We start from the raw sequence: 24,193 nt of genomic DNA on the forward strand, positions 1-24,193 counted from the left end.
TACTCCATCCATTAACCTAACAGCTCAGTTTTATAATCGCCCGCCGGGAAACGGAAAGGCACCGGCCCGTCGGCAATACCATCGAGGAACTGACGCACCCGCTTATCGTCATTGGCTTGTAGCTGCTCAGGTGTTCCTTCAGCAATCACATGCTGATCGGCAACAATATAAGCATAATCAGCAATACTCAGCACTTCCGGTACATCGTGGGAAACCACCACGCAGGTGACCCCCAGTGCATGATTCAGCTCATCAATCAGTTTTACCAGTACGCCCATGGTGATAGGGTCCTGACCAACAAAAGGCTCATCGAACATAATCAATTCGGGATCAAGGGCGATTGCCCGCGCCAGTGCCGCGCGGCGCGCCATACCGCCAGAAAGTTCAGCGGGCATTAAGTTAGCCGCACCACGCAACCCTACGGCCTCTAACTTCATCATCACCGTGCTATGCAGCAGTTCTTCAGGTAAACGGCTATGTTCACGTAATGGGAAAGCCACATTCTCAAATACTGTTAAATCGGTGAATAACGCACCCGATTGAAACAACATGCTCATTTTCTTGCGCACATCATACAAACGCTGACGAGAAAGAGCCGGAATATTATCACCATCAAACCAGATTTCACCGGTATCGGGTGCCAGTTGCCCGCCAATCAAGCGCAACAGAGTGGTTTTACCAATCCCCGAAGGCCCCATAATCGCCGTAACCTTGCCGCGCGGGACTGTCATGTTGATATCGGCGAATATCGGGCGCTCACCACGGGTAAAACTCATCCCACGGATCTCTATCAAATTCGACGCCAATTGGTTCATTATCATTCGTCCCTTAGGCCTTTTATGACTCATTTATACTCTAAATAATTCGAGTTGCAGGCAGGCGGCAACCTGAGTAAATCCCCAGGAGCTTACACAAGTAAGTGACTGGGGTGAACGAAAGCAGCCAACGCACACGCAGCTTGAAGTCTGACGAGTATACCGCCAATGTTACAGCAAATGGCGCTAGCGAGCGCAATTGAGAAGTATTCTGGCAACTTATTGACGTTTTTTCGTAGCCAAAGTTGCCATACGTTTTACTTTTCTGGCACTCACAGTCAAAATTAGGGGGTAAGTAAAAAAAACGTAAAAAATGTATTTTTAGTCATTGTTGCCTATCGACTCACATTTACCGACAGCCAACTTCTGCCAATGGTTCAGGATTATATCGAAAAAAGGACTCTGCATGTTTCTTGCGATAACACTATTAATCATTGGCTTGGTTCTATTGGTGTACGGTGCCGATAGATTAGTTTATGGCGCTGCCGTGTTATCCCGCTCTTTCGGTATCCCGCCACTCATTATTGGGATGACCATTGTCGGCATTGGCACTTCGCTGCCGGAACTGATTGTATCAGTAACCGCGGCTCTAAATAACCAAACAGATATGGCCGTCGGGAACGTATTGGGCTCCAATATTACCAATTTATTGCTGATAGTGGGCGGTGCCGCCCTAATACGCCCGCTGACCGTGCGCTCAGAGATTGTACGCCGCGAATTGCCCTTGATGTTAGTCGTAACGGTATTATGTGGTTTCCTACTGGCTGATAATCACCTTAGCCGGGGAGATGGTGTTATTTTGCTATTGGCAGCCGTGGCTTTTATTATTCTGATACTAAAAATCGCACGCCTGGCCCATTCGCAAGGAAATGATATTCTCACCCGCGAGCAATTGGCTGAGCTACCACAAGACAGCAGTAATACTGTCGCATTATTATGGCTGGTGCTGGCATTCATTATTTTGCCACTGTCAGCCAAAATGATTATCGACAATGCCACGGTCATCGCCAGAGTCGCCGGTGTTAGTGAGTTAGTTATCGGGCTAACCGTCATTGCCATTGGCACCAGCTTACCTGAACTGGCCACCTTTATCGCCGGCGCGTTAAAAGGTGAAAATGATATGGCGGTTGGCAACATCATCGGTTCAAATATCTTTAATATTGTCATTGTGTTAGGCGTTCCCGCATTGCTGTCTCCGGGTGATATCAACCCCGAGGCTTTTCAGCGAGATTATTGGGTCATGCTCGCTGTTAGTGTGATATTTACTGTGCTTTGTCTGGGGCGTAAACATCGAATCGGCCATATGGCGGGCGCTCTGTTATTATGCGGGTTTATCGCGTACCTGGCGGTGCTATTTTGGCTGCCCTTGACTGCGGCCTAACCCATATTGCCTACCAACATTGAGCGGGAACCAAGAATGTCTTTTTCTGATTTGCAGCCAAAAGTTGATTTTCAACAGGCGGGTAAACAAGTATTACAGATTGAGCGCGAAGGATTGGCGCAACTCGATCAATACATTAATGACGATTTTTCCCGAGCTTGCGAGGCCATATTTAACTGCCACGGTAAAGTGGTCGTTATGGGGATGGGTAAATCTGGCCATATTGGGTGCAAAATTGCTGCGACTTTCGCCAGCACCGGCACCCCATCATTTTTTGTCCATCCCGGCGAGGCCAGTCATGGCGATTTGGGGATGATCACGCCGCAAGATATCGTGCTCGCCATCTCCAACTCAGGGGAGTCCAACGAAATTCTGGCGTTGATCCCCGTCCTCAAACGCCAGAAAATCCAGCTTATTTGCATGAGCAGCAACCCAGAAAGCACCATGGGCAAAGCGGCTGACATTCACTTGTGTATCAAGGTGCCGCAAGAAGCTTGCCCACTGGGGCTGGCTCCGACCACCAGCACCACCGCCACATTAGTGATGGGTGATGCCCTCGCGGTGGCTTTGCTGCAGGCGCGGGGCTTCACTCAGGAAGATTTTGCTCTCTCCCATCCGGGCGGCGCACTAGGGCGCAAATTATTATTGCGGATCAGCGATATTATGCACACCGGTGCGGAGATTCCTCACGTCAGCCCTGATGCTTCATTACGCGATGCATTACTGGAGATTACTCGGAAAAATCTGGGTTTAACCGTAATCTGTGACGATTTGATGATGATTAAAGGTATCTTTACCGATGGGGATTTGCGCCGGGTATTCGATATGGGCATTGACTTAAATAACGCGAAAATCGCGGATGTGATGACCAAAGGCGGTATTCGGGTGCGTCCAAACCTGTTGGCAGTAGATGTGCTCAACCTGATGGAATCACGTCATATTACTGCGGTATTAGTGGCCGATGGTGACCAATTACTGGGTGTGGTGCATATGCATGACATGCTGAGAGCCGGTGTTGTTTAATAAAAGGTAAATTATGGATAGCACAGTATATCTGGACACATGCTATGGCCCAGTCGCTAGCAACGTTATGGAACGTGCAGCCAACATTCGCTTATTGATCTGTGATGTTGATGGTGTCATGTCCGATGGCCTGATTTACATGGGTAATCAGGGCGAAGAGCTGAAAGCTTTCAATGTGCGGGATGGCTATGGTATCCGCTGCCTGATAACCTCGGGTATTGAGGTGGCAATTATCACTGGCCGCAATGCTAAATTACTGGAAGACCGTGCCAACACCTTAGGCATTACCCACCTTTATCAAGGGCAATCTGATAAGCTGGTTGCCTATAATGAGTTATTGGCCGCATTAAAATGTCTGCCTGAGCACGTTGCTTATATTGGTGATGATTTGATTGATTGGCCCGTAATGGCGCAAGTGGGCTTATCTGTCGCCGTGGCGGATGCCCATCCATTACTCATTCCCAAAGCGGATTATGTCACGCAAATCAAGGGCGGGCGCGGTGCAGTACGCGAGTTATGTGATTTGATATTATTAGCCCAAGGTAAACTCGAAGGTGCTAAAGGATTGTCGATATGAGTAAAACAAGACTATGGATAACAATATCCTTAGCACTGATTGCCTTAGCTTTGATTGGCTGGAATTTCTCCGGTTTTAATCAACAAGGTAGACAAAATGTGGCGAATGATCAGGAACCCTCATCGCAAAGCCAACATACTGTTACCGTGGTTTTTAATCCAGTTGGGCAGTTGAGTTATAAACTGGTGGCGGAAGAAGTCCAGAATTTCAGCGAACAAGAGCTGACCTGGTTTACCCGGCCAGTGATGACAATGTTTGATGAGAATGCCGTCGCCACGTGGTCAGTACGTGCGGACCGTGCCAAGCTGACCAATGATAAGATGCTTTATTTGTATGGTCATGTTGAGGTTGATAGCCTAACCCCAGACGCACAGTTACAAAAAATTAAAACTGATAACGCCCAAGTTAATTTGATCACTCAGGATGTCTCCTCTGATGATGAAGTGACCCTCTTTGGTGTTGGATTTACCTCTAACGGCATGAAAATGCGTGGCAACTTGCGGGATAAAACCGCCGAGCTGATTGAAAAGGTTAAAACCTCTTATGAAATCCAAAAATAAAATTCGTCATTTTTTGCTTGCCAGCTCACTTTTGGCCGCCAGCCTGCCAGCATTGGCTTTAACGGGTGATACTGACCAGCCCGTCAAGGTTGACTCAGCTAAACAAGCACTAGATATGGCGGCGAATACCATCACATTTACTGATAATGTGATTATCAAGCAAGGCACCATTGAGATTAAGGCTGATAAAGTGGTGGTTACCCGCCCGGGTGGTGATCAGAGCAAAATGGTCATTGAAGGTTTTGGTAATCCGGTCACTTTCTATCAGATGCAAGACAGTGGTAAGCCCGTGAAAGGCCATGGACAGAAACTGCGTTACGAAGTCGCTAACGATTTTGTCGTGTTGACCGGTGATGCCTATCTGGAGCAGCTTGATAGCAATATCAAAGGTGATCGCATCACTTATTTGGTGAAAAAACAGCAGATGGAAGCCTTCAGTGATAAAGGCAAGCGCGTCACCACCGTGCTATTACCGTCCCAATTACAAGATAAAGGGCCAGCAGCTTCAGGCCAAAAGAAGAGTAACTAATCATTTATGGCAACATTAATCGCAGAAAAACTGGCTAAGGCATACAAAGGCCGTAAAGTGGTCGAAGACGTCAGCTTGAAAGTAAAGTCCGGTGAGATTGTCGGTTTACTTGGGCCGAACGGTGCCGGTAAAACCACCACTTTTTATATGGTCGTCGGCATTGTTCAGCGTGACGCCGGGCGTATTGTGATTGATGACGAAGATATCAGCCTTTTGCCTTTGCATGAACGCGCCCTGCGCGGAATTGGCTACTTACCGCAAGAAGCTTCAATCTTCCGCCGCCTGAGTGTCTTTAATAATCTAATGGCGGTGCTGGAAATCCGTAAAGACCTCTCCTCTGAACAACGCCAGGAGCGGGCTGATGAGTTAATGGAAGAGTTCCATATTACTCATTTACGTGACAGTCTGGGCCAATCACTTTCTGGCGGTGAACGTCGCCGGGTTGAAATCGCCCGTGCGCTGGCAGCTAATCCTAAATTTATTCTGCTGGATGAGCCGTTTGCTGGGGTTGACCCGATTTCTGTTATTGATATCAAAAAAATAATTGAGCACCTGCGCGACAGTGGCCTCGGTGTCCTGATTACCGACCATAACGTGCGCGAGACACTCGACGTTTGTGAGCGGGCTTATATTGTAAGCCAAGGGCGTTTAATCGCTCACGGAACACCACAGGAAATTTTGGCTGACGAACAAGTTAAACGTGTTTATTTGGGTGAAGAGTTCCGTCTTTAATTTTCTCATTCTGAAACGCTGTTGATGATTTTGTTAGCCACCAGGAAAATTGATACTGCATTATGAAGCAAGGTTTGCAACTCAAGTTCAGCCAACAACTGGCAATGACTCCGCAGCTACAGCAGGCTATTCGCCTGTTGCAGCTTTCTACGCTAGAGCTCCAGCAGGAGATTCAGTTAGCGCTGGAGAGTAACCCCCTGCTTGAGCAAACCGATCTTCACGAAGAGATAGATGCAAAAGAAACGGTAGACAGTGAAGCGCTTGATACCCGCGAAGCGCTGGAACAAAAAGATATGCCGGAAGAGTTACCACTGGATGCGACCTGGGATGAAATTTACACCGCAGGCACACCATCCGGTATGGGTAATGATTACAGTGACGACGAGCTACCGGTCTATCAAGGGGAAACCACCCAAACGCTACAAGACTATTTAATGTGGCAAGTGGACTTGACCCCCTTTTCTGAAACTGATGCTGCGATTGCGACTTCTATCGTCGATGCGGTTGATGAAACCGGTTATCTTACTGTGCCACTGGAAGACATTCTGGAAAGTATGGGAGATGAAAACGTCGGGTTGGATGAAGTTGAGGCGGTGCTTAAGCGGATACAACACTTTGATCCCATTGGTGTCGCGGCGCGAAACTTGCGGGAATGCCTATTGGTGCAGTTGTCGCAATATGCTAAAGACACGCCTTATCTGGCCGAAGCGCGCTTGGTTATTAGTGATTATCTGGATTTGCTAGGCAACCATGATTTCCGCACGATGATCCGTTTAAGTCGGCTAAAAGAAGATACACTAAAAGAAGCCATTGCTCTGATTCAATCACTGGACCCGCGCCCTGGCCAGTCCATCAATACCGGGGAATCTGAGTATGTCATACCGGACGTTCTGGTGCGTAAAGACAAAGGACACTGGACGGTAGAGCTGAATGCCGATAGCATTCCACGCCTGAAAATCAACCAACAGTATGCGGCAATGGGCAGCAGCACCCGTAATGACAGTGATGGGCAGTTTATCCGTAGCAATCTGCAAGAAGCAAAATGGTTGATAAAAAGCCTTGAAAGCCGCAATGAGACGCTGTTAAAAGTGGCGCGCTGCATCGTAGAGCAGCAAGTGGCCTTTTTTGAGAATGGGCCTGAATTTATGAAACCCATGGTACTGGCAGACATTGCCCAAGCCGTGGATATGCATGAGTCGACAATTTCCCGTGTGACCACGCAGAAATTCCTGCACAGTCCTCGGGGTATTTTCGAGCTGAAGTATTTCTTCTCCAGTCACGTCAATACCGAAAGCGGGGGGGAAGCTTCTTCCACTGCAATCCGTGCACTGGTGAAAAAATTGGTTGCGGCAGAAAATCCTGCCAAACCACTGAGTGACAGTAAGCTGACCACGCTATTATGCGAACAAGGCATTATGGTGGCGCGGCGTACTGTCGCGAAGTACCGAGAGTCGTTATCCATCCCGCCGTCAAACCAGCGTAAACAGTTGGTTTGACCTGAACTGAGAAGGAAGACACTATGCAACTCAATATTACCGGACATCATGTCGAAATAACCGAAGCATTACGCGAGTTTGTTACCACTAAATTTGCCAAACTAGAGCAATATTTTGATCGCATTAACCAAGTGTATGTGGTTTTAAGTGTCGAAAAAGTAAAACAAATTGCAGAAGCAACGGTGCATGTGAATGGGGGTGAGTTGCACGCAAGCTCAGAGCAGGAGGATATGTACGCCGCAATTGATATTTTGGTTGATAAACTGGCTCGCCAGTTGAACAAACATAAAGATAAGCTAAAACAACATTAGGGGCCCTTGTTGCTGTTATCTACCTTAAATAATTCGAATTGCAGGAAAGCACATGCAGCTTGAAGTATGACGGTACACAGCAAAGGTTCTACACTCGCTACACAACCTGATGCCAGCAGAGAAGAATATTCCGCTGGCATCAGGCGTAAAACAGCGCTTAAGTGAAAGATGAGATGATCAACGATCCAGCATTGCAATTAAGCTCGGTATTAAATATCGAGTGCACCAAAAGCTCCGTACATTGCTCAAGTAAAAAACGGGCTTTGGAAATTATCAGCGAGTTAGCTGCCAAACAGCTGAACCTGCCGTCACAGATCGTTTTCGATGCTGTGTTAACCCGCGAACGCATGGGCAGTACAGGCATTGGTAGTGGCATCGCGATACCTCATGGCAAGCTGGAGGAAGATACACTGCGCGCTGTAGGTGTATTTATCCGCTTGGACCAACCTATTGCTTTCGATGCTATTGATAATCAACCGGTTGATCTATTATTTGCCTTGTTGGTTCCAGCAGATCAATGTAAAACTCACTTACACACTTTGTCTTTAGTAGCCAAACGATTAGCTGATAAAACAGTGTGTCGTCGTTTACGGGCGGCGCAAAGTGATGATGAGCTTTATCAAATCATGACTGAATTACCGCCAGAAACAGCGTAATTCACTGGGAAACATCCGTTTTATTCGCTATGCCCGGCTTGTGTGGCCGGGAATATAGGGTTCTATAGAGGGAGTCACTCACATGGTGCTGATGATTGTCAGCGGCCGTTCCGGTTCAGGGAAGTCTGTTGCTTTGCGCGCATTGGAAGATATGGGTTTCTACTGCGTCGATAACTTGCCTGTGGTTCTGCTGCCGCAATTGGCGAGTACACTCGCCGATAGGAACATCTCTGCCGCAGTGAGCATAGACGTGCGCAATATGCCTGAATCTCCTGAGGTATTTGAACATGCCATGACCCAACTGCCGGACAGCTTTTCACCGCAGTTGCTGTTTTTGGATGCTGATCGCAATACCTTGATTCGTCGCTATAGTGACACCCGTCGGCTACATCCGCTGTCGACCAAAAATCTGTCATTAGAAAGTGCTATTGATGAAGAAAGCGACCTGTTAGAGCCTTTGCGCTCACGGGCCGACTTGATTATTGATACTTCTGAAATGTCAGTGCATGAGTTGGCTGAGATGCTGCGCACCCGTCTACTGGGTAAACGTGAGCGTGAGCTGACCATGGTGTTTGAGTCTTTCGGCTTTAAACACGGCCTTCCCATTGATGCAGATTATGTCTTCGACGTACGCTTCCTGCCAAACCCGCACTGGGACCCGAAATTACGCCCCATGACAGGTTTGGATAAGCCGGTAGCTTCTTTCCTCGATCGCCATACAGAAGTGCACAACTTTATTTATCAGACCCGCAGCTATCTGGAACTGTGGTTGCCGATGCTGGAAACCAATAACCGCAGTTATCTGACGGTTGCCATTGGGTGTACTGGCGGTAAGCACCGTTCAGTCTACGTTGCGGAACAACTGGCCGATTACTTCCGCGCTCGCGGGAAGAATGTCCAATCACGTCATCGTACTCTGGAAAAGCGTAAATAATGACCGTCAAACAGACAGTTGAGATCAAAAACAAGTTGGGGATGCATGCCAGACCCGCAATGAAATTGTTCGAACTGGTCCAAAGTTTTGATGCAGAAGTGATGTTACGCAATGACAGTGGGACCGAAGCCGAAGCCAGCAGTGTTATTGCACTGCTGATGCTCGATTCCGCCAAAGGCCGCCAAATTGAGGTTGAGGCGACCGGGCCTGATGAGATACAGGCTTTGGCGGCAGTGATTGAGTTATTTAATTCTGGATTTGATGAAGATTAAGTTTTAATTTTTGTGACTCGGTTGATATTGGATGAGACGATCCACACTCGCTCCCAATAAGTAATCGTTTGCTAATCATAAAAAATGCGGCTTTTCCCCCTTGCAGAGAAATCCCACGCGAGTATAATTCGCCACAATTTGCCGGGAGATATGATGAAAAGCTGCTTGGATTTTGCTAAACATCGTCGTTTTGTTGAAAATGGCCCTATTGATGGCCGACAAAATAGACTGCCAGCAGGCAGCCAACTGCCGTTCTTTCTCCCGTTGCTAAACCGATCCTGAAAGGCCCCTCATTGAGGGGCTTTTTTTTGTCTGCCGATCGGCACCAAATTAAGCATTATCACCAATTAAAATATATACCCTAAATAATTCGAGTTGCAGGAAGGCGGCAACTGAGCAAATCCCCAAGAGTCTACTGACTTTAAGGTCAACGACCAGTAAGTAACTGGGATGAGCGAAAGCAGCCAACGCACATGCAGCTTGAAGCATGACGGGTCACAGAGGAGAGCGAAATGGTCAACCCATTGTATCACAAGCATATAATCTCAATTAACGACTTATGTCGCGAGGAGCTGGAACTGGTATTACGCACTGCCGCCAGTCTAAAAAGCCATCCGCAACCTGAGTTGTTAAAACACAAAGTGATCGCCAGTTGCTTTTTCGAAGCCTCAACCCGCACCCGTTTGTCATTTGAAACCTCTATTCACCGTCTTGGCGCATCCGTCGTCGGTTTTTCGGATAGCAGCAACACTTCGCTGGGTAAGAAAGGCGAGACGCTGGCTGACACCATGTCAGTCATCAGCACCTATGTCGATGCCATTGTCATGCGCCATCCGCAAGAAGGGGCTGCGCGCCTTGCCGCCCAATTCTCCGGCCATGTGCCGGTGGTCAATGCCGGTGATGGAGCCAACCAGCACCCAACCCAAACACTGCTCGATTTATTCACAATTCAGGAAACCCAAGGTCGGCTGGATAACATCAATATTGCCATGGTCGGCGACCTAAAATATGGCCGTACCGTGCACTCGCTGACGCAAGCGCTGGCTAAATTCGATGGCAATCGCTTCTTCTTTATCGCCCCGGACGCACTGGCAATGCCAGCTTATCTTCTTGAAATGTTGGAAGAAAAAGGTATTGAATATAGCCTGCACGAAAGTATTGAAGAAGTGGTGCCTGAGCTGGATATTCTCTATATGACCCGCGTACAAAAAGAGCGCCTTGACCCGTCAGAATACGCCAACGTCAAAGCACAGTTTGTCCTACGTGCGGCTGATTTGAATGGTGCGCGAGATAATCTCAAAGTGCTACACCCGCTGCCACGTATTGATGAAATTACCACCGATGTTGATAAAACCCCTTACGCCTACTATTTCCAACAAGCAGGTAACGGGATTTTTGCACGTCAGGCGCTGTTGGCGCTGGTACTCAACGCAGATTTGGCTCTTTAAGGGGGATTGAACATGACTCAGGATTACAAACTACAGGTTGAGGCAATTAAATGCGGCACCGTGATTGACCATATTCCGGCGCAAATCGGGTTTAAATTGCTGTCGCTGTTCAAACTGACTGCGACTGACCAGCGCATTACCATCGGGTTGAACTTACCCTCTAAGCGTTCAGGTCGTAAGGATCTGATTAAAATAGAAAATACCTTCCTGACAGAGCAACAAGCCAACCAATTAGCGATGTATGCGCCGGATGCTACCGTCAACCGCATTGATAATTATGAAGTGGTCAAAAAGCTGACGCTCAGTCTACCGGAGCATATCGACGGCGTACTCACCTGCCCTAATAGCAACTGTATCAGCCACAATGAGCCAGTCGACTCCAGCTTTAAAGTGAAAGCCAAGCAGGGTGAAATTCACCTTAAATGCAAATATTGCGAGAAAGAGTTTGATCACCAAGTGGTATTACAAGCAGATTAGCCGCAAGCGGGTTGCTGTAATTCGCCCCATCTTTATAATGATGGGGATAATTAATTATGATATTTGATAACCAGGAGTCACCATGTCACGCATTATCAGCACTGAACTCGCCCCTGCCGCCATTGGCCCTTATGTTCAAGGTGTCGATCTGGGCAGCATGATCATCACTTCCGGCCAGATCCCAGTTGATCCGAAAACCGGTCTGGTAGCCGATGACGTTTCAGCTCAAGCGCGTCAATCACTGGAAAATGTGAAAGCCATTGTTGAAGCTGCTGGTCTAAAAGTCGCCGATATCGTGAAAACCACGGTATTCGTTAAAGATTTGAATGATTTCAGCACAGTTAACGCCACTTACGAAGCTTTCTTCGCCGAGCACAATGCGCCATTCCCTGCGCGCTCATGTGTCGAAGTGGCCCGCCTGCCGAAAGATGTGAAAATCGAAATCGAAGCTATCGCGGTACGTCGTTAATTCTGATGTCATTGCGTCACGGCTGGTGAATACCAGCCGTAAGCCATCAATCTTCTCTAACCCAATAAATCCCTTCATAGGCCCGCAATTCCATCTCCTGCGGCTGAAAAGCGCTTTCGCCATAGCTGCTCATCAACAATTGCCAGTTACCATCCAGCTCGATGCCCTCCGGCTGCCATTGCCGTGATTCACTACTCAGATTCGCGACCACCAGCAATTTCTTACCTCGCCAATTCCGTAAATAACACCATAAATCAGGGTGTTGTGGGGAAAGATCCTGATAATCACCAAAAGTGAACACATCGTGCTGCTTGCGCAGAGCTATTAGATATTGATAGGCATAAAATACCGAATCGGCATCTGCCAACGCAGTTTCGACGTTAATATTGGTGTAATTACTGCAAGGCTCGATCCACGGCGTCCCTTGGCTGAATCCGGCATTAGGGCGACTATCCCATTGCATGGGAGTGCGGCCATTATCGCGGGATTTGGTCGCCAAGATTGCCAATAATTCGTCAGGCTCACGGCCTTTGGCACTTAATTCAGCAAACATATTCAGGCTTTCAACATCACGATATTGATCAATCGAGCTGAAGTTTGGATTGGTCATCCCAATCTCTTCGCCTTGATAAATATAGGGCGTGCCCTGCATACCGTGCAGCACCATCGCCAGCATCTTGGCGGCAGGCAAACGCAGCGCACCCTCATCACCAAAACGCGACACAATGCGCGGCTGGTCGTGATTACACCAGAACAGCGCATTCCACGCGCGGTTATGCATCCCTTGCTGCCACTGGTTAAAAATCTGTTTAAGTTCGACACGATCCGGCGACATCAGCGACCATTTCTCACCCTTGAGATAATCCACTTTCAAATGATGGAAATTAAAGGTCATCGACAATTCGTCACCGCCCAATGCGGCATAGCGCTGGCAATGCTCAAGGCGGGTGGAAGACATCTCCCCTACTGTCATCAGGCCACGTGGCTGAAACACATCGCGGCTCATTTCTTGTAAAAATTCGTGGATACGCGGGCCATCAGTATAGAAACGGCGGCCATCTCCATCGAAATCATTCGGGAAGTCTTGCTGTTTGGATACCAAATTAATCACATCCAGACGCAAACCATCTACGCCAATATCAGCCCAAAACTCACACACTTTTTTCAGTTCGTCGCGGACTGGTTGGTGTTCCCAGTTGAGATCAGCCTGTTCGGTGGCAAATAAATGCAGATAATACTGACCACTGGCCGCGTGCCATTGCCAGGCATTACCGCCAAATTTAGAGCGCCAGTTATTGGGCAAATTGTCGCCCTCTCCATCGCGCCAAATATAAAACTGGCGGTAAGGGCTGTTGCGGTCTTGCGATGCTTTAAACCAAGCATGTTCAGTGGACGTATGGTTGAATACCATATCCATCACGATACGAATGCCCCGTTGATGGGCTTGTTCCACCAGCGTTTTGAAGTCATCCAAGGTGCCGTAAGCCGGATCAATGGCGCAATAATCCGCAACGTCATAGCCATTATCCACTTGTGGCGAGACATAAACTGGCGTCAGCCAGATGGCATCAATCCCCAGCTTTTGCAGATAATCCAGCCGTTGCGTCACCCCTGCCAAGTCGCCGTAGCCATTACCGGTACTGTCCTGAAAACTCTTCGGGTAAATCTGATAAATGACGCCGTTTTGCCACCAAGGGATAGGATTATTCATAACAGACTCTTATTTGTAGAAAAAACCGAAAAAATTGAGAAATTAAGTTCACTAGAAAATAGCTTCACCTGAATATAATTCCGCCAGAGAATAATCCCTGGCGGAGGTTCAGGATTCAGACCGGCAATTCGCCGCGACTGTCTTTGCGTTTATAAACCAAAATGGTCAAAATCAACGGCACCACAACCGCCACCAACATTGCCAAACTATAAATCGCCCAGAACTGTGGTTTGATGGACAAAATACCCGGCAACCCACCGACACCAATACCATTGGCCGTCACCCCGGTTAGCCCACAAATCAGGCCCGCCAGTCCAGAACCAATCATGGCGCACAGCATCGGGAAACGGTATTTCAAATTAATACCGTACATGGCGGGTTCAGTCACACCGAGATAGGCGGAAATCGCCGCTGGGACAGAAATTTCGCGCTCATTGATCTTACGGCTGATGATGATAATGCCCAATACCGCAGAAGCCTGCGCAATATTAGACAAGGCAATCAATGGCCAAACGGGTGTGCCACCCATGCTCTGAATCATCTGCATATCAATGGCTAACGTGGTCTGATGTATACCGGTAATCACCAGTGGCGCATACAGGAAACCAAACAGTGCGGCACCAATAGGAGCAAAACTGCCGGTCATCACCATTTTCACAATCCATGCCACACCATCACCAATCATGCGGCCAAATGGCCCAATCAAAGTATGAGCAAGGAACACGGCCAGCAACAAGGACACTACCGGCACGATAACTAAGTAGAGATAAGCGGGAATAATTTTTTTCAGATTGGTTTCAATCCAGCCCAGAGCTAAACCAGCCAGAATAGAGGGGATAACCTGCGCTTGATAGCCCACTTTTTGGATAGTGAACCAGCCGAAATTCCAAACTTCAGGAATTTGTTGCCCTAGTTGATAGGAATTCATTAACTGCGGAGAAACCAACGTAATCCCCAGTACAATCCCCAAGACTGGTGTACCGCCCATTTTCTTCACCGTTGACCAACAAATAGCCACTGGCAGATAGAAGAAGATGGCTTCGCCCAGCAACCAAAGGAAGTCGTAAATGGTTTGCCACGCTGGGTACATCTGCGCCAGCGTTTTGCCCTCGGACATCGGGATGTCGCCGATCACATTACGGAAACCGAGGATCAAGCCGCCGCTGATCAATGCCGGTAACAGGGGGAAGAAAATCTCGGCAAAGTGAGAAATACCGCGCTCAAACCAGGTCATATTCTGCCGCGCAGCCAGCTTGGTTTGTTCTTTATCTACTTCATTCTGGCCAATTTTAGCAATCAGCGCTTGGTAGTAATCATCGACTTCCGGCCCGATAACCACTTGAAATTGCCCGGCATTGGTAAAGCAGCCTTTGACCATAGACAGTTTTTCTATTTCTTTCGGAAAGGCTTTCGCAGGATCATTTAGCACAAAACGTAACCGGGTAATGCAATGGCTGACGGTGGCAATATTTTCTCTGCCTCCCACCAGTACGATCAATTGATCGATGTCTTGTTGTTTTACTTTGCTCATTTCAACATACCTTTCGTAAAGGTGAGATAGCGTATTGAATTGTAAGTTTTTTTTAAAAAAATCTGTCCATTCTGTCTTGAACAAAAAAACAAATTAAAAATAAACGTCGGTCACAAAAATAATAGGCTGATTATATATTCAGCTAATTAAAGATTAGCTAGGTATTTATTTTTATGAAATGGGAACGTTCCCAACTTGGGTTCAAGATCACAATTTGATAATTTTTTGTGTGATTTTTCGTCAAGAATCTACCCGCGCCAGAAATGCCCCTCAAGATTAAATGGCAGAGAGCATCACGATGGGAAAAGAAGTATCAAGCTAATTGACCGGGAATGATAATTTGTTGAATGGGTTGATTATTATTAAGTTGATCAAGCAGTTGCGATGCCGCTTTCACACCGGCGCTACCGTAACCCAGCTCAACTGACAGGCTATTAGGAAACAAAAAGCTCAACAGCGGGGTATTCCCGATGCCACAAACCTGGATATTTTGCTGCCCTTGCTGCTGCAAATACTTACTAACCCCCATGGCTATGGTATCAGAGGCACAAACTAGCGCGGAGGTATCCGGTTTTATGACTTGAGGCGCGAGAAGAAAACCACTCTGATAGCTCAATTCACCCAACGCGACAATCGGGGTCAGGCCATATTGCTGGCAGTAATCGAGATAGGATTGGTGACGGCGCATACCGGTAGTGGCATCCGAGGGCTGCACCCCGATATAACTGATATGGCGATGTCCGGCCTGACGTAGTTTATCCATCAAGAGACGCACCGCACCTTCGTCGTCATAACAAACCGAAGAAAAACCGGCATATTCTCGCGCCAATACCACCATTTTTTCCTGCCATGGCGCGAGCATTTCTGCGGTTAAGCCGGTGAAACCAAAAAGAATGACACCATCGACATAGCGCTGTTGTAAAACATGCAAATGCTCGCTGACCAACTTGGGGTCAAACTGGCTTTCCATCAAGATAGGGTCGTAACCTTGCTGGTAGAACAGCGGCAGCATGGTGCGCACCGCCTGATTCTCAGACGGGGAATCCAGACGCGAGACAATAATCCCCACCACTTTATCACTCTGACCCCGCATCGCGCGGGCCGATTTCGATGGGGTAAATCCCTGCTGACGAATAACCGCCTCGACCCGCTCGCGAGTCTGTGGGCTGACACTGCTTTCATTATTCAAGACCCGCGAAACCGTGGATTTTCCAACTCCACTCATGCGGGCAATGTCCTTAATGGTCAAACGGTTTTGCATGGTTTACCTAATGTTTAGGTTTGAATACATATAATAAACTTATTACTGATAGCTGCCGTATTATTTATATTTAGCAGAACAGTGGGAAGCATACCATGCACAGAATCAGACTCAGCGCATGATATCTCCATGACTGGCAACATATTATTACCTTAACGGATCAAATTTCCGTCAGGGTAATTTTTGTCGTGGCAACATTTTGCCATACCAACATTTTTCCATACCAACAAGAGTCATTCTGTTTACTGCTTGTATAGCTGCTTGAGTGCTAAAACTTAAGCAAAACGATTCTTCACTCACCGGAGGTTAATTACCCAGTGGACCCTGCTCCCTCGATCTGCACCCTTTGGGTGTACCGATAAGGTCATCCTCCGTCTGACGTGGTTGCCTTATTGGATAATAACAATCCGATAGGCAGTCACTGCGCATCTCCCCCCTGCGTTGGTTTCTGCTGATGATATTTTGCCCTTTCTACGGCAGATTTGCCGTGGGTACAGCCTGAAGTTCATTCAATAAAAACTTCAGGGCGTGACAGTAAGGTTTGAACCATGCAAGTTAAAAATTTCACTCGGCAATTGCTCAATATATTGAGCCGTAACCTGCCCCGCCGCCTGATCCGCCGGGAAACCATGCTCGACGGGCTTTCTGCGGGAAGTGCGGCCCATATTCCGGCAGACCTGACTCTACAGCGTTTGCAGTGTGCCAATGAAACGCCCCAGCAACTTTATCAACGTTTTCAGAGTCACCCCGAGGGGTTGACTGAGCAGGAAGCCGAGGCCATTCGCCTAAACAGTGGCAGTAATCTGATTGAAAATCAGCAAGCTACCCCTTGGTGGGTTCATCTATGGCACTGTTATCGCAATCCTTTTAACTTACTATTGACCATTCTGGCTCTGATTTCTTACGCCACGGAAGATCTCACCGCCGCACTGGTGATTGGTGCCATGGTATTGATTTCTACCCTGATGCATTTTATTCAGGAAGCCCGCTCTAACCGCGCAGCAGATACTCTGAAAGCCATGGTCAGCAATACCGCCACGGTGCTACGCAGTGATGCTCATACTGGAAAAAGTGAACATCGCGAGCTACCTATTTCTCAGTTAGTGCCGGGCGATATTATCAAACTGTCTGCCGGCGACATGATCCCGGCGGATCTCCGGATTCTGGTGGCAAAAGACCTGTTTATCAGCCAGGCCGCCCTGACGGGAGAATCCCTACCGGTTGAGAAAGTCGCGCAATGCCGTGAATGTGATGAGCAGAACCCATTGGAGCGGGATACCCTGTGCTTTATGGGCACCAATGTGGTGAGTGGCTCTGCGCTCGCCATCGTCATCGGCACCGGTAACCAAACTTATTTTGGCTTACTGGCTGAGCGCGTAACTCATCAGGATGAGCAACCCAATGCTTTCCAAAGCGGCATCAGTAAAGTCAGTTGGTTGTTGATCCGCTTTATGTTGGTTATGACGCCAATTGTGTTGCTGATCAATGGGTTTACTAAAGGTGACTGGTGGGAGGCCGCGCTGTTTGCCCTCTCGGTCGCCGTGGGTTTGACCCCAGAAATGCTGCCAATGATCGTCACATCGACATTGGCAAAAGGGGCGGTGAAGCTGTCAAAACAGAAAGTTATCGTCAAACGGCTGGATGCTATCCAAAACTTTGGTGCAATGGATGTTTTGTGCACTGATAAGACCGGTACTTTGACCCAAGATAAGATTGTGCTGGAGAGCCACACCGACGTGTTTGGCGCCAATTGTGAGCGGGTACTGCGCTATGCCTGGCTCAATAGTTACTATCAAACCGGGCTAAAAAACCTACTGGATGTAGCGGTACTTTCATCCATGAGGGATTCCGCCACCGCAGAGTCTCAATCTGCCGACACACTGGCGGGTTACCGCAAAATCGATGAAATTCCATTTGATTTTGAGCGCCGCCGCATGTCCGTGGTGGTCAAGGACAAATCGGATTATCACGAGCTAATCTGCAAAGGCGCATTGGAAGAAATGCTGTCTATTTGCCGCCATGTCCGCCAAGGGGATGACGTTATCCCATTGACTGACGCACTGCTGGCGCGCATTCGCCGCATCACTGATGAACAGAACCAGCAAGGGCTGCGAGTGGTGGCCGTCGCGACACGGATTTTACCAGCATATCAACGAGATTATGCAGTTATCGACGAATATGACCTGATTCTTGAAGGATATATCGCCTTCCTCGATCCGCCCAAAGAGAGCACTGCGCCCGCTTTACTGGCGTTGAAAAACAGCGGCGTCAACGTCAAAATTCTGACTGGCGACAACGAGTTAGTGGCGCGTAAAGTGTGTAAAGACGTCGGGCTGTCTGTCGATCAAGTCTTGCGCGGCAGTGATATCGAGCAGATGAGCGAAGCAGAGCTGACCGAAGCCACCCGCACCACCGCCCTGTTCGCCAAACTGACACCAATGCATAAAGAGCGCATCGTGCAAAACCTACGAAATGCGGGCCATGTGGTGGGGTTTATGGGGGATGGTATCAATGATGCCCCGGCACTGCGGGCAGCAGATATCGGGATTTCAGTAGATTCTGCGGTGGATATTGCCAAAGAAGCGGCTGATATTATTTTGCTGGAAAAGAGCTTGATGGTGCTGGAACAGGGGGTGATCGAGGGCCGCCGTACTTTTGCCAACATGCTGAAATACATCAAAATGACGGCCAGTTCCAACTTCGGTAATGTTTTCAGCGTACTGATTGCCAGTGCATTCTTACCTTTCTTGCCGATGTTGCCGCTGCATTTGCTGATCCAAAACTTGATGTATGATATTTCCCAGATTGCCATTCCATTCGATAATGTCGACGAAGAGCAACTGACCAAACCGCAGCGCTGGAACGCCGGCGATTTAGGGCGATTTATGGTGTTCTTTGGGCCGATAAGTTCAATCTTTGACGTTTTGACCTTCAGCCTGATGTGGTGGGTATTTAAAGCAAATACCCCTGAAATGCAGACATTGTTCCAGTCCGGCTGGTTCGTCGAGGGGCTGCTGTCCCAGACCTTAATTGTGCATATGATTCGCACCCGTAAAATCCCGTTTATTCAGAGCCGCGCCTCATGGCCACTGTGTTTGATGACATTGGCAGTGGTGGTGGTCGGTATCGGACTGACTTTCTCACCACTGGCCGGATTCCTGCAATTACAGGCGCTGCCACTGTCATACTTCCCATGGCTAATTTTGATTTTGACCGGTTATATGGTGACGACACAGCTAGTGAAAGGCTGGTTTGTGCGGAGATATGGCTGGCAGTGATTTGATTTTTATTTCAAATTTGGAGGAAGATCCGATTCGGCTGTTAGGTATCGGAGCATTGTTTCGGTTGATAATGGTTTAGTGATCTACTTATCTTCGCCGCCTCAACCGAGAAGGAGGGCAGGCCGCCCCTCCTTCACCTGCGGCTTGCGCGAAATATTGCCCTGCGGGTAAACCTCCAGCGTCTTCCGGGCTAACGAGCCAGCGCGATTCGCATCCATGCTCAAGCGCGCTTTTCGCGGGCATCCATGCCCGCTCACTCTACCCTCCATCCTTGTCGGCAATATCTCTGATTGCGCTTAACATCAAAAACCAATTCAAAACCCTGTTTTTAGGTTTTGATGTTAAAAGCACATTTGAGCAGCCGAGTGAAAAGTGGAGGTAGGACGCGAGGCATGGACGCCGAGCGAGGGCCGCTTGAACAGGAGTGAATCGGCCCGGTCCGTCAGCGAAACGATGAGTCGAGGGCCACCCACAAAGTGGGCTAGCGATACGTGCGCAAGCGCGGGGATTCCATAAGGGGTCACGCGCTTGTGACCCCTTTGGCGGTTGAGGTAGCTGAGGTGAAGCCGCCGCCAATCTTATGTCAACCGAATCAGATCACTGAACAATTATAAACCTAAATTCGACTCAAACAATCAATCGCGATGGCCTTAAAACTATCAAAATGCTGGCTACTCAATAAACGGCTCATGGAGCGCTCGCGCACAAAAGTGACAAACAGGTCATAAATGGCCATCGCTTCTTCATAATCAGTTTTACTGATAGCCAGCAAGAAAATCACATGAGCAACTTCGCCATCCCCCCAAGCAATCCCCTCAGGGGCCAACAAAGTGACCACCACGGTTTTCTTGGCTAATAAGCCCAGTGAATGTGGCAGTGCAATCCCCTCGCCCAGCATAGTGGAGACTATCGCCTCCCGCTCGACTACTGAGGGGTAAAAATCCGCATCAACAAATCCTTCTTCTTCCAACTGACCACAGACTTTTTTGAACAACTGCTCCTGGGTCATCGGTTGGTCAATAATCATAAAGTGATTGTTATCAAAGAATTTTTCCAGCATATAAGGCCGGGTGCGGTCGACTAAGACCAGTTTACCGAGTTGCTCTAATTGATATTCTGTTGGGAACGGCGACATCACCACCACCGGCTTGTTTTTCTCTGCTAATCGCGAATTGGAAATAATAAAATCTTCGTCGATATGGTCGAGATTGTCGTAATCACGCAGGGAAATAGTCTGAGTCATCACAATCTGCGGGTACTTACGGGAAATTTGCGCCTGAATCATCCGAGTGGTGGAATTCCCAGTGTCACACACCAACATGACCTGCGGATGGCGCTGATAACCAATGTTGTAATGGCGCTCCAGCCCCACCCCGATGTGCAAGACCAAATAGCCGATTTCATTCTCACTTAAGCTGTAAGGCGTATATTTCCCCCAACTGGAAACGGCCGCCAGAGTGACATCATAGGCCATGGGATAATGCTGTTTAATATTGGATAACAGTGGGTTAGGAATAGTAATCTGATATTTCACCCGCGTAATCATAGTTTTGATATGGGTAAGCAGGTCACTGCGCAGCTGCTTATCGCCCTGCAAATTGTAGTTATAGTGAGCATTAATATACGAGAGGATATAATCCACCAGCGTTTCTTCGTCATCGGCATTGATTTCACTGGGGCGGCTAGTGCTGGGCTGGCTGGTCTGTACCCGGCGGGCGGCAATGTTCACCCGCAAATAAGCTTCTTCCGCCGCTGAAATATCTTTACCGGATAAGAGCTTGAGCTGATTTGCCAAACGGCCAGAAGCCAATTTGACCGCCTCATCCACATCTTCAGCATCAAAATCAGATAATGGGTAGCCGTCGGTGATGCGTTTTATCGCCACCGCACAGTAGAAAATTAGGTATTGCTCGCCCTCATCCGTTAACCGCACCGCGTATTGTGCCAGTAACTCATGCAGCAACCCCGTCAGCTCAGGCAGCGTTTGGATACTGAGATAATCAGTATTTAATAATGGGTTATCAGCATCTTGCAGTTGTAACTGAAACAATAAATCTGTCAAACAGGTGCGAATAGCCAGCTCCGTTCCGAACAGTTTCATGCCATAGCGAGGTTTAGTTTCAATCGTCAGGTGGTAGCGGTTTAGCCTTTCTCTCACCTCAGCCATATCATTTTGCAAGGTGCCACGGCTGACAAACCATTCATCGGCTAAATCCTCTAGCTTCAATGAAAAAGCAGAGGTCAAAAAACGGATTAACAGATAATGCACTCGCTCACTGGCAGTGCGCGGCGTCAAATGCATCTTACGATTTTGCTGCTGTAAAGCACGGAAGCGCTCAGCATCATCAATCATCAGCCGATAACCAAAGCCACGGTTATGAATAAAGTGCGCACCATAATGCTCAAGAACCTCATTCAACGCCGTAATATCCGCCCGCACAGTGCGTGTCGAGACCGCAAAGCGTTTCGCCAACTCCTCTTGAGGCAGCGTTTCCGATTGCAATGCATCGAACATATAGGCCAGACGTTGATAGGGAAATCTCACTGCTCCACTCCGTTATTCAGAATATTAGCTGTCCCCCTGACAGCATGGCCGCAGGGGGCGCATACCTCATATCATTTTTTCTGTGCGGCCGGCACAAACACCATTTGCGATGGGCTGCCGACGGCGGTATAGCCAGGTACAAAGGTCAATTTGCCACTTTGTGGGTCAACTTTAAAGCGGGTTATGTTATCGCTGCGTTGATTCATGGCGTACAGGTAGTGGCCGGTGGAGTCGAGCACCAGCGTGCGCGGATAATCACCTCGCGTCCAAACCTCTTCCACCGGCTTAAATTCACCGGCCGCCGTCACAGCAAACTGGCCGATACTGTTATGCAGCCGGTTGGCGACATACAGGAATTTACCGTCTTTCGAGAGTGTCAGACCGGCCGCAAAACTGGTGCCACGGTAATCTGCTGGTAACGATGAATGCGTATGTAATTGTTTCAAAGTACCTTTTTTTGCATCCAACTGATAGCTGGTCAGGGTCGAAGCTTCTTCATTAATTAAGAATAGCGTCGTCCCGTTAGGATGGAACACAAAATGACGTGGGCCGGCACCGGCGGATGAAGCGCTGATAAACGGCGGAGAGTTCGGTATCAACTTGCCATTATCCGCATCAAATTGGTATTGATAAATCCTGTCCAGCCCCAGATCAGTCGAGAATACAAATTTGCCACTCGGCGAGCTGGCAATCATGTGCGCATGTGGGCCATTGTGGTCACTGATGGCGAAGCTGCCTTCTACCGCCGCCGCCGGTTTCGCCGCGCCCGCCGGGCCTTCATCTTGCTCTACTGAGCTGGCCTCCGCGAGTTTACCGCCACTTTGCACCGGGAAAACCGCCACCGAGCCGCTGATATAGTTGGCAACCAATAAATGGCTGCCCGATGGGGTTAATGAGAGATACACCGGCCCCGCGCCCTGAGAATCAACCTGATTAATCAATGTCAAACTGCCATCAACCGGGTTGATACTGTATGCCGCAATCGCGCCGTGCTTACCCCCATTGAAATCCGCCACTTCACTGGCGACATATAAGGTTTTTCCCTGTGCATCCACCACCAGTTGTGCCGGATTAGCCAGTGAACTGACCAGCGTTTTCTCCGTCAATTCACCGGTTTTAGGATTAACTTGTAGCCGGTAAACCCCTTCCCCATTAGGGTTATAGGTTCCGACGTAAGCAAATGATTTATTGGAATTTTGTTCGGCGTTGGCCAGAGGATTAAACAGCGCGACCGTCGCCAAAGCAATGCCCGCCGACAGGCTTTTTAACCCCGTCAGGCCAGTTAAACCAGAATCTGTTGAGCTGTTATGCATATGGGTCCTTACTCATAGGGAATGGCTATCGAATGGTATGGAGCTATTCAACTTCACAGTCAGGGCACCCGGCTGGCTGCCCCGTAGATACTGATGTTCTATCAAACTTGATGCCAATAAATCAGAAGGTTACTGCACGATTTTTTTGACGATATCTAATAAGGTTTTCACATCTTCCGGGCGGGTATTGCCGGTTTTGCTGTCGATAATCGAGCTATAGATATGCGGAATGACTTTTGTTACGCCAGCATCCAGTGCGATTTGCAGAATTTGTTCGAAATTCTCCAGGTCAATACCACCGGTTGGCTCCAGCCAGAACCCAGTTGCTGCACAAGCCTCGGCAACAAAACGGTATTCTTCGATGGAATCCAGCCCATTCATTGGGAAGAATTTTACCGAACTGCCGCCCATATCTTTCAGCATGGCAATAGCGGTGGTGACCGGAACAATCGCGTCCTTTTGCTGAGAACTCAGCGGGCCGGTGGAAATCTTCACATAGCCTACTTTGCCGGTCGGTGAAATCAGGCCGTTAACTACAGTATCCTGCTGGCCCAGCAAAGCGCGGCTCGGGCCGACACCAGTAAAGACTTGATTCACATGCTGCGGCTGCACTTGGTGTGAAATCTGGCTGACCATCGCCGACTGTTTGGGGTCACCCGCACCCAACCCAACCGACAACGCATTGTCGATAAGTGCCGCGTACTCGCGCATATCTTTGACGGCGCTGTCGACATCCGGATAATTCTTCGATAACACGCCCACCAGCACATGGCCTTCAGCGGCCTGATAAATATCGCGCGCATTGTCTTTAGAACCGGCCAGCACATTCAAACACACGCGGTCACGGTAATAGTTTGGGGTCAGTTTCATC

The 24,193-nt window shown here is 48.5% G+C and carries 22 protein-coding genes; 15 read left to right on the forward strand and 7 right to left on the reverse strand.

All coding sequences use genetic code 11. The features are described 5' to 3' along the window. Window positions 1–11 precede the first annotated feature (11 nt). The gene (gene mlaF, locus OP863_RS17545; RefSeq protein ID WP_050112200.1) at window positions 12–815 is read right to left on the reverse strand and encodes a phospholipid ABC transporter ATP-binding protein MlaF; all 804 of its coding nucleotides are present in this window, start codon (window positions 813–815) and stop codon (window positions 12–14) included. Window positions 816–1,221: 406 nt separating this feature from the next. Here mlaF and OP863_RS17550 point away from each other — a divergent pair, with 406 nt between their 5' ends. The 14 genes from OP863_RS17550 to ridA all read left to right on the forward strand — a co-directional run bounded on the left by OP863_RS17550 (window position 1,222) and on the right by ridA (window position 11,680). Continuing rightward, window positions 1,222–2,196: a calcium/sodium antiporter gene (locus OP863_RS17550; protein WP_145589313.1), complete on the forward strand. Its 975-nt coding sequence runs from the start codon at window positions 1,222–1,224 to the stop codon at window positions 2,194–2,196. A 36-nt stretch (window positions 2,197–2,232) separates the two neighbouring features. Further along, complete coding sequence (gene kdsD, locus OP863_RS17555) at window positions 2,233–3,219, forward strand: arabinose-5-phosphate isomerase KdsD (protein ID WP_038638736.1); 987 nt, start codon at window positions 2,233–2,235, stop codon at window positions 3,217–3,219. A gap of 13 nt (window positions 3,220–3,232) precedes the next feature. Next, window positions 3,233–3,796: a 3-deoxy-manno-octulosonate-8-phosphatase KdsC gene (kdsC, locus tag OP863_RS17560; RefSeq protein ID WP_038638733.1), complete on the forward strand. Its 564-nt coding sequence runs from the start codon at window positions 3,233–3,235 to the stop codon at window positions 3,794–3,796. Continuing rightward, window positions 3,793–4,356: an LPS export ABC transporter periplasmic protein LptC gene (lptC, locus tag OP863_RS17565; RefSeq protein ID WP_038638730.1), complete on the forward strand. Its 564-nt coding sequence runs from the start codon at window positions 3,793–3,795 to the stop codon at window positions 4,354–4,356. Before kdsC ends, lptC begins: the two co-directional genes overlap by 4 nt. Beyond that, entirely contained in the window at window positions 4,340–4,885 is a 546-nt protein-coding gene (lptA, locus tag OP863_RS17570) for a lipopolysaccharide ABC transporter substrate-binding protein LptA (protein WP_265525666.1), read from the forward strand. Before lptC ends, lptA begins: the two co-directional genes overlap by 17 nt. Before the next feature lie 6 nt (window positions 4,886–4,891). Then, complete coding sequence (gene lptB, locus OP863_RS17575; RefSeq protein WP_038638724.1) at window positions 4,892–5,617, forward strand: LPS export ABC transporter ATP-binding protein; 726 nt, start codon at window positions 4,892–4,894, stop codon at window positions 5,615–5,617. Between the two features lie 62 nt (window positions 5,618–5,679). Further along, the gene (gene rpoN / locus OP863_RS17580; protein WP_145509835.1) at window positions 5,680–7,113 is read left to right on the forward strand and encodes an RNA polymerase factor sigma-54; all 1,434 of its coding nucleotides are present in this window, start codon (window positions 5,680–5,682) and stop codon (window positions 7,111–7,113) included. 23 nt (window positions 7,114–7,136) lie between these two features. Beyond that, window positions 7,137–7,424, forward strand: coding sequence for a ribosome hibernation promoting factor (hpf, locus tag OP863_RS17585; RefSeq protein WP_004392031.1), 288 nt, complete (start codon window positions 7,137–7,139; stop codon window positions 7,422–7,424). Window positions 7,425–7,597: 173 nt separating this feature from the next. Further along, window positions 7,598–8,080 carry a PTS IIA-like nitrogen regulatory protein PtsN gene (gene ptsN / locus OP863_RS17590; RefSeq protein WP_032820610.1) on the forward strand — a complete coding sequence of 161 codons (483 nt, stop codon included), beginning with the start codon at window positions 7,598–7,600 and terminating at the stop codon, window positions 8,078–8,080. Between the two features lie 82 nt (window positions 8,081–8,162). After that, on the forward strand, window positions 8,163–9,014 hold the full coding sequence (gene rapZ, locus OP863_RS17595) for an RNase adapter RapZ (RefSeq protein ID WP_004392034.1): 852 nt from the start codon (window positions 8,163–8,165) through the stop codon (window positions 9,012–9,014). Further along, on the forward strand, window positions 9,014–9,286 hold the full coding sequence (gene npr / locus OP863_RS17600) for a PTS phosphocarrier protein NPr (RefSeq protein WP_005162489.1): 273 nt from the start codon (window positions 9,014–9,016) through the stop codon (window positions 9,284–9,286). The genes rapZ and npr overlap by 1 nt, the downstream gene beginning before the upstream one ends. A 512-nt stretch (window positions 9,287–9,798) precedes the next feature. Then, window positions 9,799–10,734 carry an aspartate carbamoyltransferase gene (gene pyrB / locus OP863_RS17605; RefSeq protein WP_032820756.1) on the forward strand — a complete coding sequence of 312 codons (936 nt, stop codon included), beginning with the start codon at window positions 9,799–9,801 and terminating at the stop codon, window positions 10,732–10,734. A 12-nt stretch (window positions 10,735–10,746) separates the two neighbouring features. Beyond that, on the forward strand, window positions 10,747–11,211 hold the full coding sequence (gene pyrI, locus OP863_RS17610; RefSeq protein WP_004392342.1) for an aspartate carbamoyltransferase regulatory subunit: 465 nt from the start codon (window positions 10,747–10,749) through the stop codon (window positions 11,209–11,211). Window positions 11,212–11,293: 82 nt separating this feature from the next. Then, window positions 11,294–11,680, forward strand: a complete 387-nt coding sequence (ridA, locus tag OP863_RS17615) for a 2-iminobutanoate/2-iminopropanoate deaminase (RefSeq protein WP_004392344.1) — start codon at window positions 11,294–11,296, stop codon at window positions 11,678–11,680. A 46-nt stretch (window positions 11,681–11,726) separates the two neighbouring features. On the opposite strand, the gene treC is transcribed toward ridA, so the two are convergent. The 3 genes from treC to treR all read right to left on the reverse strand — a co-directional run bounded on the left by treC (window position 11,727) and on the right by treR (window position 16,183). Next, window positions 11,727–13,391, reverse strand: coding sequence for an alpha,alpha-phosphotrehalase (treC, locus tag OP863_RS17620; protein ID WP_050292177.1), 1,665 nt, complete (start codon window positions 13,389–13,391; stop codon window positions 11,727–11,729). 115 nt (window positions 13,392–13,506) lie between these two features. After that, window positions 13,507–14,922 carry a PTS trehalose transporter subunit IIBC gene (gene treB, locus OP863_RS17625; protein ID WP_145589316.1) on the reverse strand — a complete coding sequence of 472 codons (1,416 nt, stop codon included), beginning with the start codon at window positions 14,920–14,922 and terminating at the stop codon, window positions 13,507–13,509. A 313-nt stretch (window positions 14,923–15,235) separates the two neighbouring features. Continuing rightward, window positions 15,236–16,183 carry a trehalose operon repressor TreR gene (gene treR / locus OP863_RS17630; protein WP_145589317.1) on the reverse strand — a complete coding sequence of 316 codons (948 nt, stop codon included), beginning with the start codon at window positions 16,181–16,183 and terminating at the stop codon, window positions 15,236–15,238. A 548-nt stretch (window positions 16,184–16,731) separates the two neighbouring features. On the opposite strand from treR, the gene mgtA reads away from it, so the two are divergent. Then, a complete protein-coding gene (gene mgtA, locus OP863_RS17635; RefSeq protein WP_265525667.1) occupies window positions 16,732–19,461 on the forward strand; it encodes a magnesium-translocating P-type ATPase in 2,730 nt (909 codons plus the stop codon). Window positions 19,462–20,080: 619 nt separating this feature from the next. Here the strand turns inward: mgtA and OP863_RS17640 are convergent. From OP863_RS17640 to dagF, 3 genes are all read right to left on the reverse strand, one after another. Then, window positions 20,081–22,009 (reverse strand): BglG family transcription antiterminator, encoded by a 1,929-nt coding sequence (locus OP863_RS17640; protein ID WP_145509832.1) that lies wholly within the window; start codon window positions 22,007–22,009, stop codon window positions 20,081–20,083. Between the two features lie 71 nt (window positions 22,010–22,080). Further along, window positions 22,081–23,322, reverse strand: coding sequence for a lactonase family protein (locus OP863_RS17645; protein ID WP_265525668.1), 1,242 nt, complete (start codon window positions 23,320–23,322; stop codon window positions 22,081–22,083). 129 nt (window positions 23,323–23,451) lie between these two features. Further along, on the reverse strand, window positions 23,452–24,192 hold the full coding sequence (gene dagF / locus OP863_RS17650; protein ID WP_038638699.1) for a 2-dehydro-3-deoxy-phosphogluconate aldolase: 741 nt from the start codon (window positions 24,190–24,192) through the stop codon (window positions 23,452–23,454). Between the last annotated feature and the right edge of the window lies 1 nt (window position 24,193).

This window comes from Yersinia sp. SCPM-O-B-9106 (C-191), from assembly GCF_026183365.1.
Lineage (GTDB): Bacteria > Pseudomonadota > Gammaproteobacteria > Enterobacterales > Enterobacteriaceae > Yersinia > Yersinia rochesterensis.

Bases quoted from the DNA above. Each gene is read 5' to 3' on its own strand.
- OP863_RS17550 (WP_145589313.1), top strand. From the start codon at position 1,222: ATGTTTCTTGCGATAACACTATTAATCATTGGCTTGGTTCTATTGGTG.
- mlaF (WP_050112200.1), bottom strand. From the start codon at position 815: ATGAACCAATTGGCGTCGAATTTGATAGAGATCCGTGGGATGAGTTTT.
- kdsD (WP_038638736.1), top strand. From the start codon at position 2,233: ATGTCTTTTTCTGATTTGCAGCCAAAAGTTGATTTTCAACAGGCGGGT.
- mgtA (WP_265525667.1), top strand. From the start codon at position 16,732: ATGCAAGTTAAAAATTTCACTCGGCAATTGCTCAATATATTGAGCCGT.
- treB (WP_145589316.1), bottom strand. From the start codon at position 14,922: ATGAGCAAAGTAAAACAACAAGACATCGATCAATTGATCGTACTGGTG.
- lptB (WP_038638724.1), top strand. From the start codon at position 4,892: ATGGCAACATTAATCGCAGAAAAACTGGCTAAGGCATACAAAGGCCGT.
- pyrI (WP_004392342.1), top strand. From the start codon at position 10,747: ATGACTCAGGATTACAAACTACAGGTTGAGGCAATTAAATGCGGCACC.
- OP863_RS17645 (WP_265525668.1), bottom strand. From the start codon at position 23,322: ATGCATAACAGCTCAACAGATTCTGGTTTAACTGGCCTGACGGGGTTA.
- kdsC (WP_038638733.1), top strand. From the start codon at position 3,233: ATGGATAGCACAGTATATCTGGACACATGCTATGGCCCAGTCGCTAGC.
- treC (WP_050292177.1), bottom strand. From the start codon at position 13,391: ATGAATAATCCTATCCCTTGGTGGCAAAACGGCGTCATTTATCAGATT.
- npr (WP_005162489.1), top strand. From the start codon at position 9,014: ATGACCGTCAAACAGACAGTTGAGATCAAAAACAAGTTGGGGATGCAT.
- hpf (WP_004392031.1), top strand. From the start codon at position 7,137: ATGCAACTCAATATTACCGGACATCATGTCGAAATAACCGAAGCATTA.
- pyrB (WP_032820756.1), top strand. From the start codon at position 9,799: ATGGTCAACCCATTGTATCACAAGCATATAATCTCAATTAACGACTTA.
- ridA (WP_004392344.1), top strand. From the start codon at position 11,294: ATGTCACGCATTATCAGCACTGAACTCGCCCCTGCCGCCATTGGCCCT.
- dagF (WP_038638699.1), bottom strand. From the start codon at position 24,192: ATGAAACTGACCCCAAACTATTACCGTGACCGCGTGTGTTTGAATGTG.
- lptC (WP_038638730.1), top strand. From the start codon at position 3,793: ATGAGTAAAACAAGACTATGGATAACAATATCCTTAGCACTGATTGCC.
- rpoN (WP_145509835.1), top strand. From the start codon at position 5,680: ATGAAGCAAGGTTTGCAACTCAAGTTCAGCCAACAACTGGCAATGACT.
- lptA (WP_265525666.1), top strand. From the start codon at position 4,340: ATGAAATCCAAAAATAAAATTCGTCATTTTTTGCTTGCCAGCTCACTT.
- ptsN (WP_032820610.1), top strand. From the start codon at position 7,598: ATGATCAACGATCCAGCATTGCAATTAAGCTCGGTATTAAATATCGAG.
- treR (WP_145589317.1), bottom strand. From the start codon at position 16,183: ATGCAAAACCGTTTGACCATTAAGGACATTGCCCGCATGAGTGGAGTT.
- rapZ (WP_004392034.1), top strand. From the start codon at position 8,163: ATGGTGCTGATGATTGTCAGCGGCCGTTCCGGTTCAGGGAAGTCTGTT.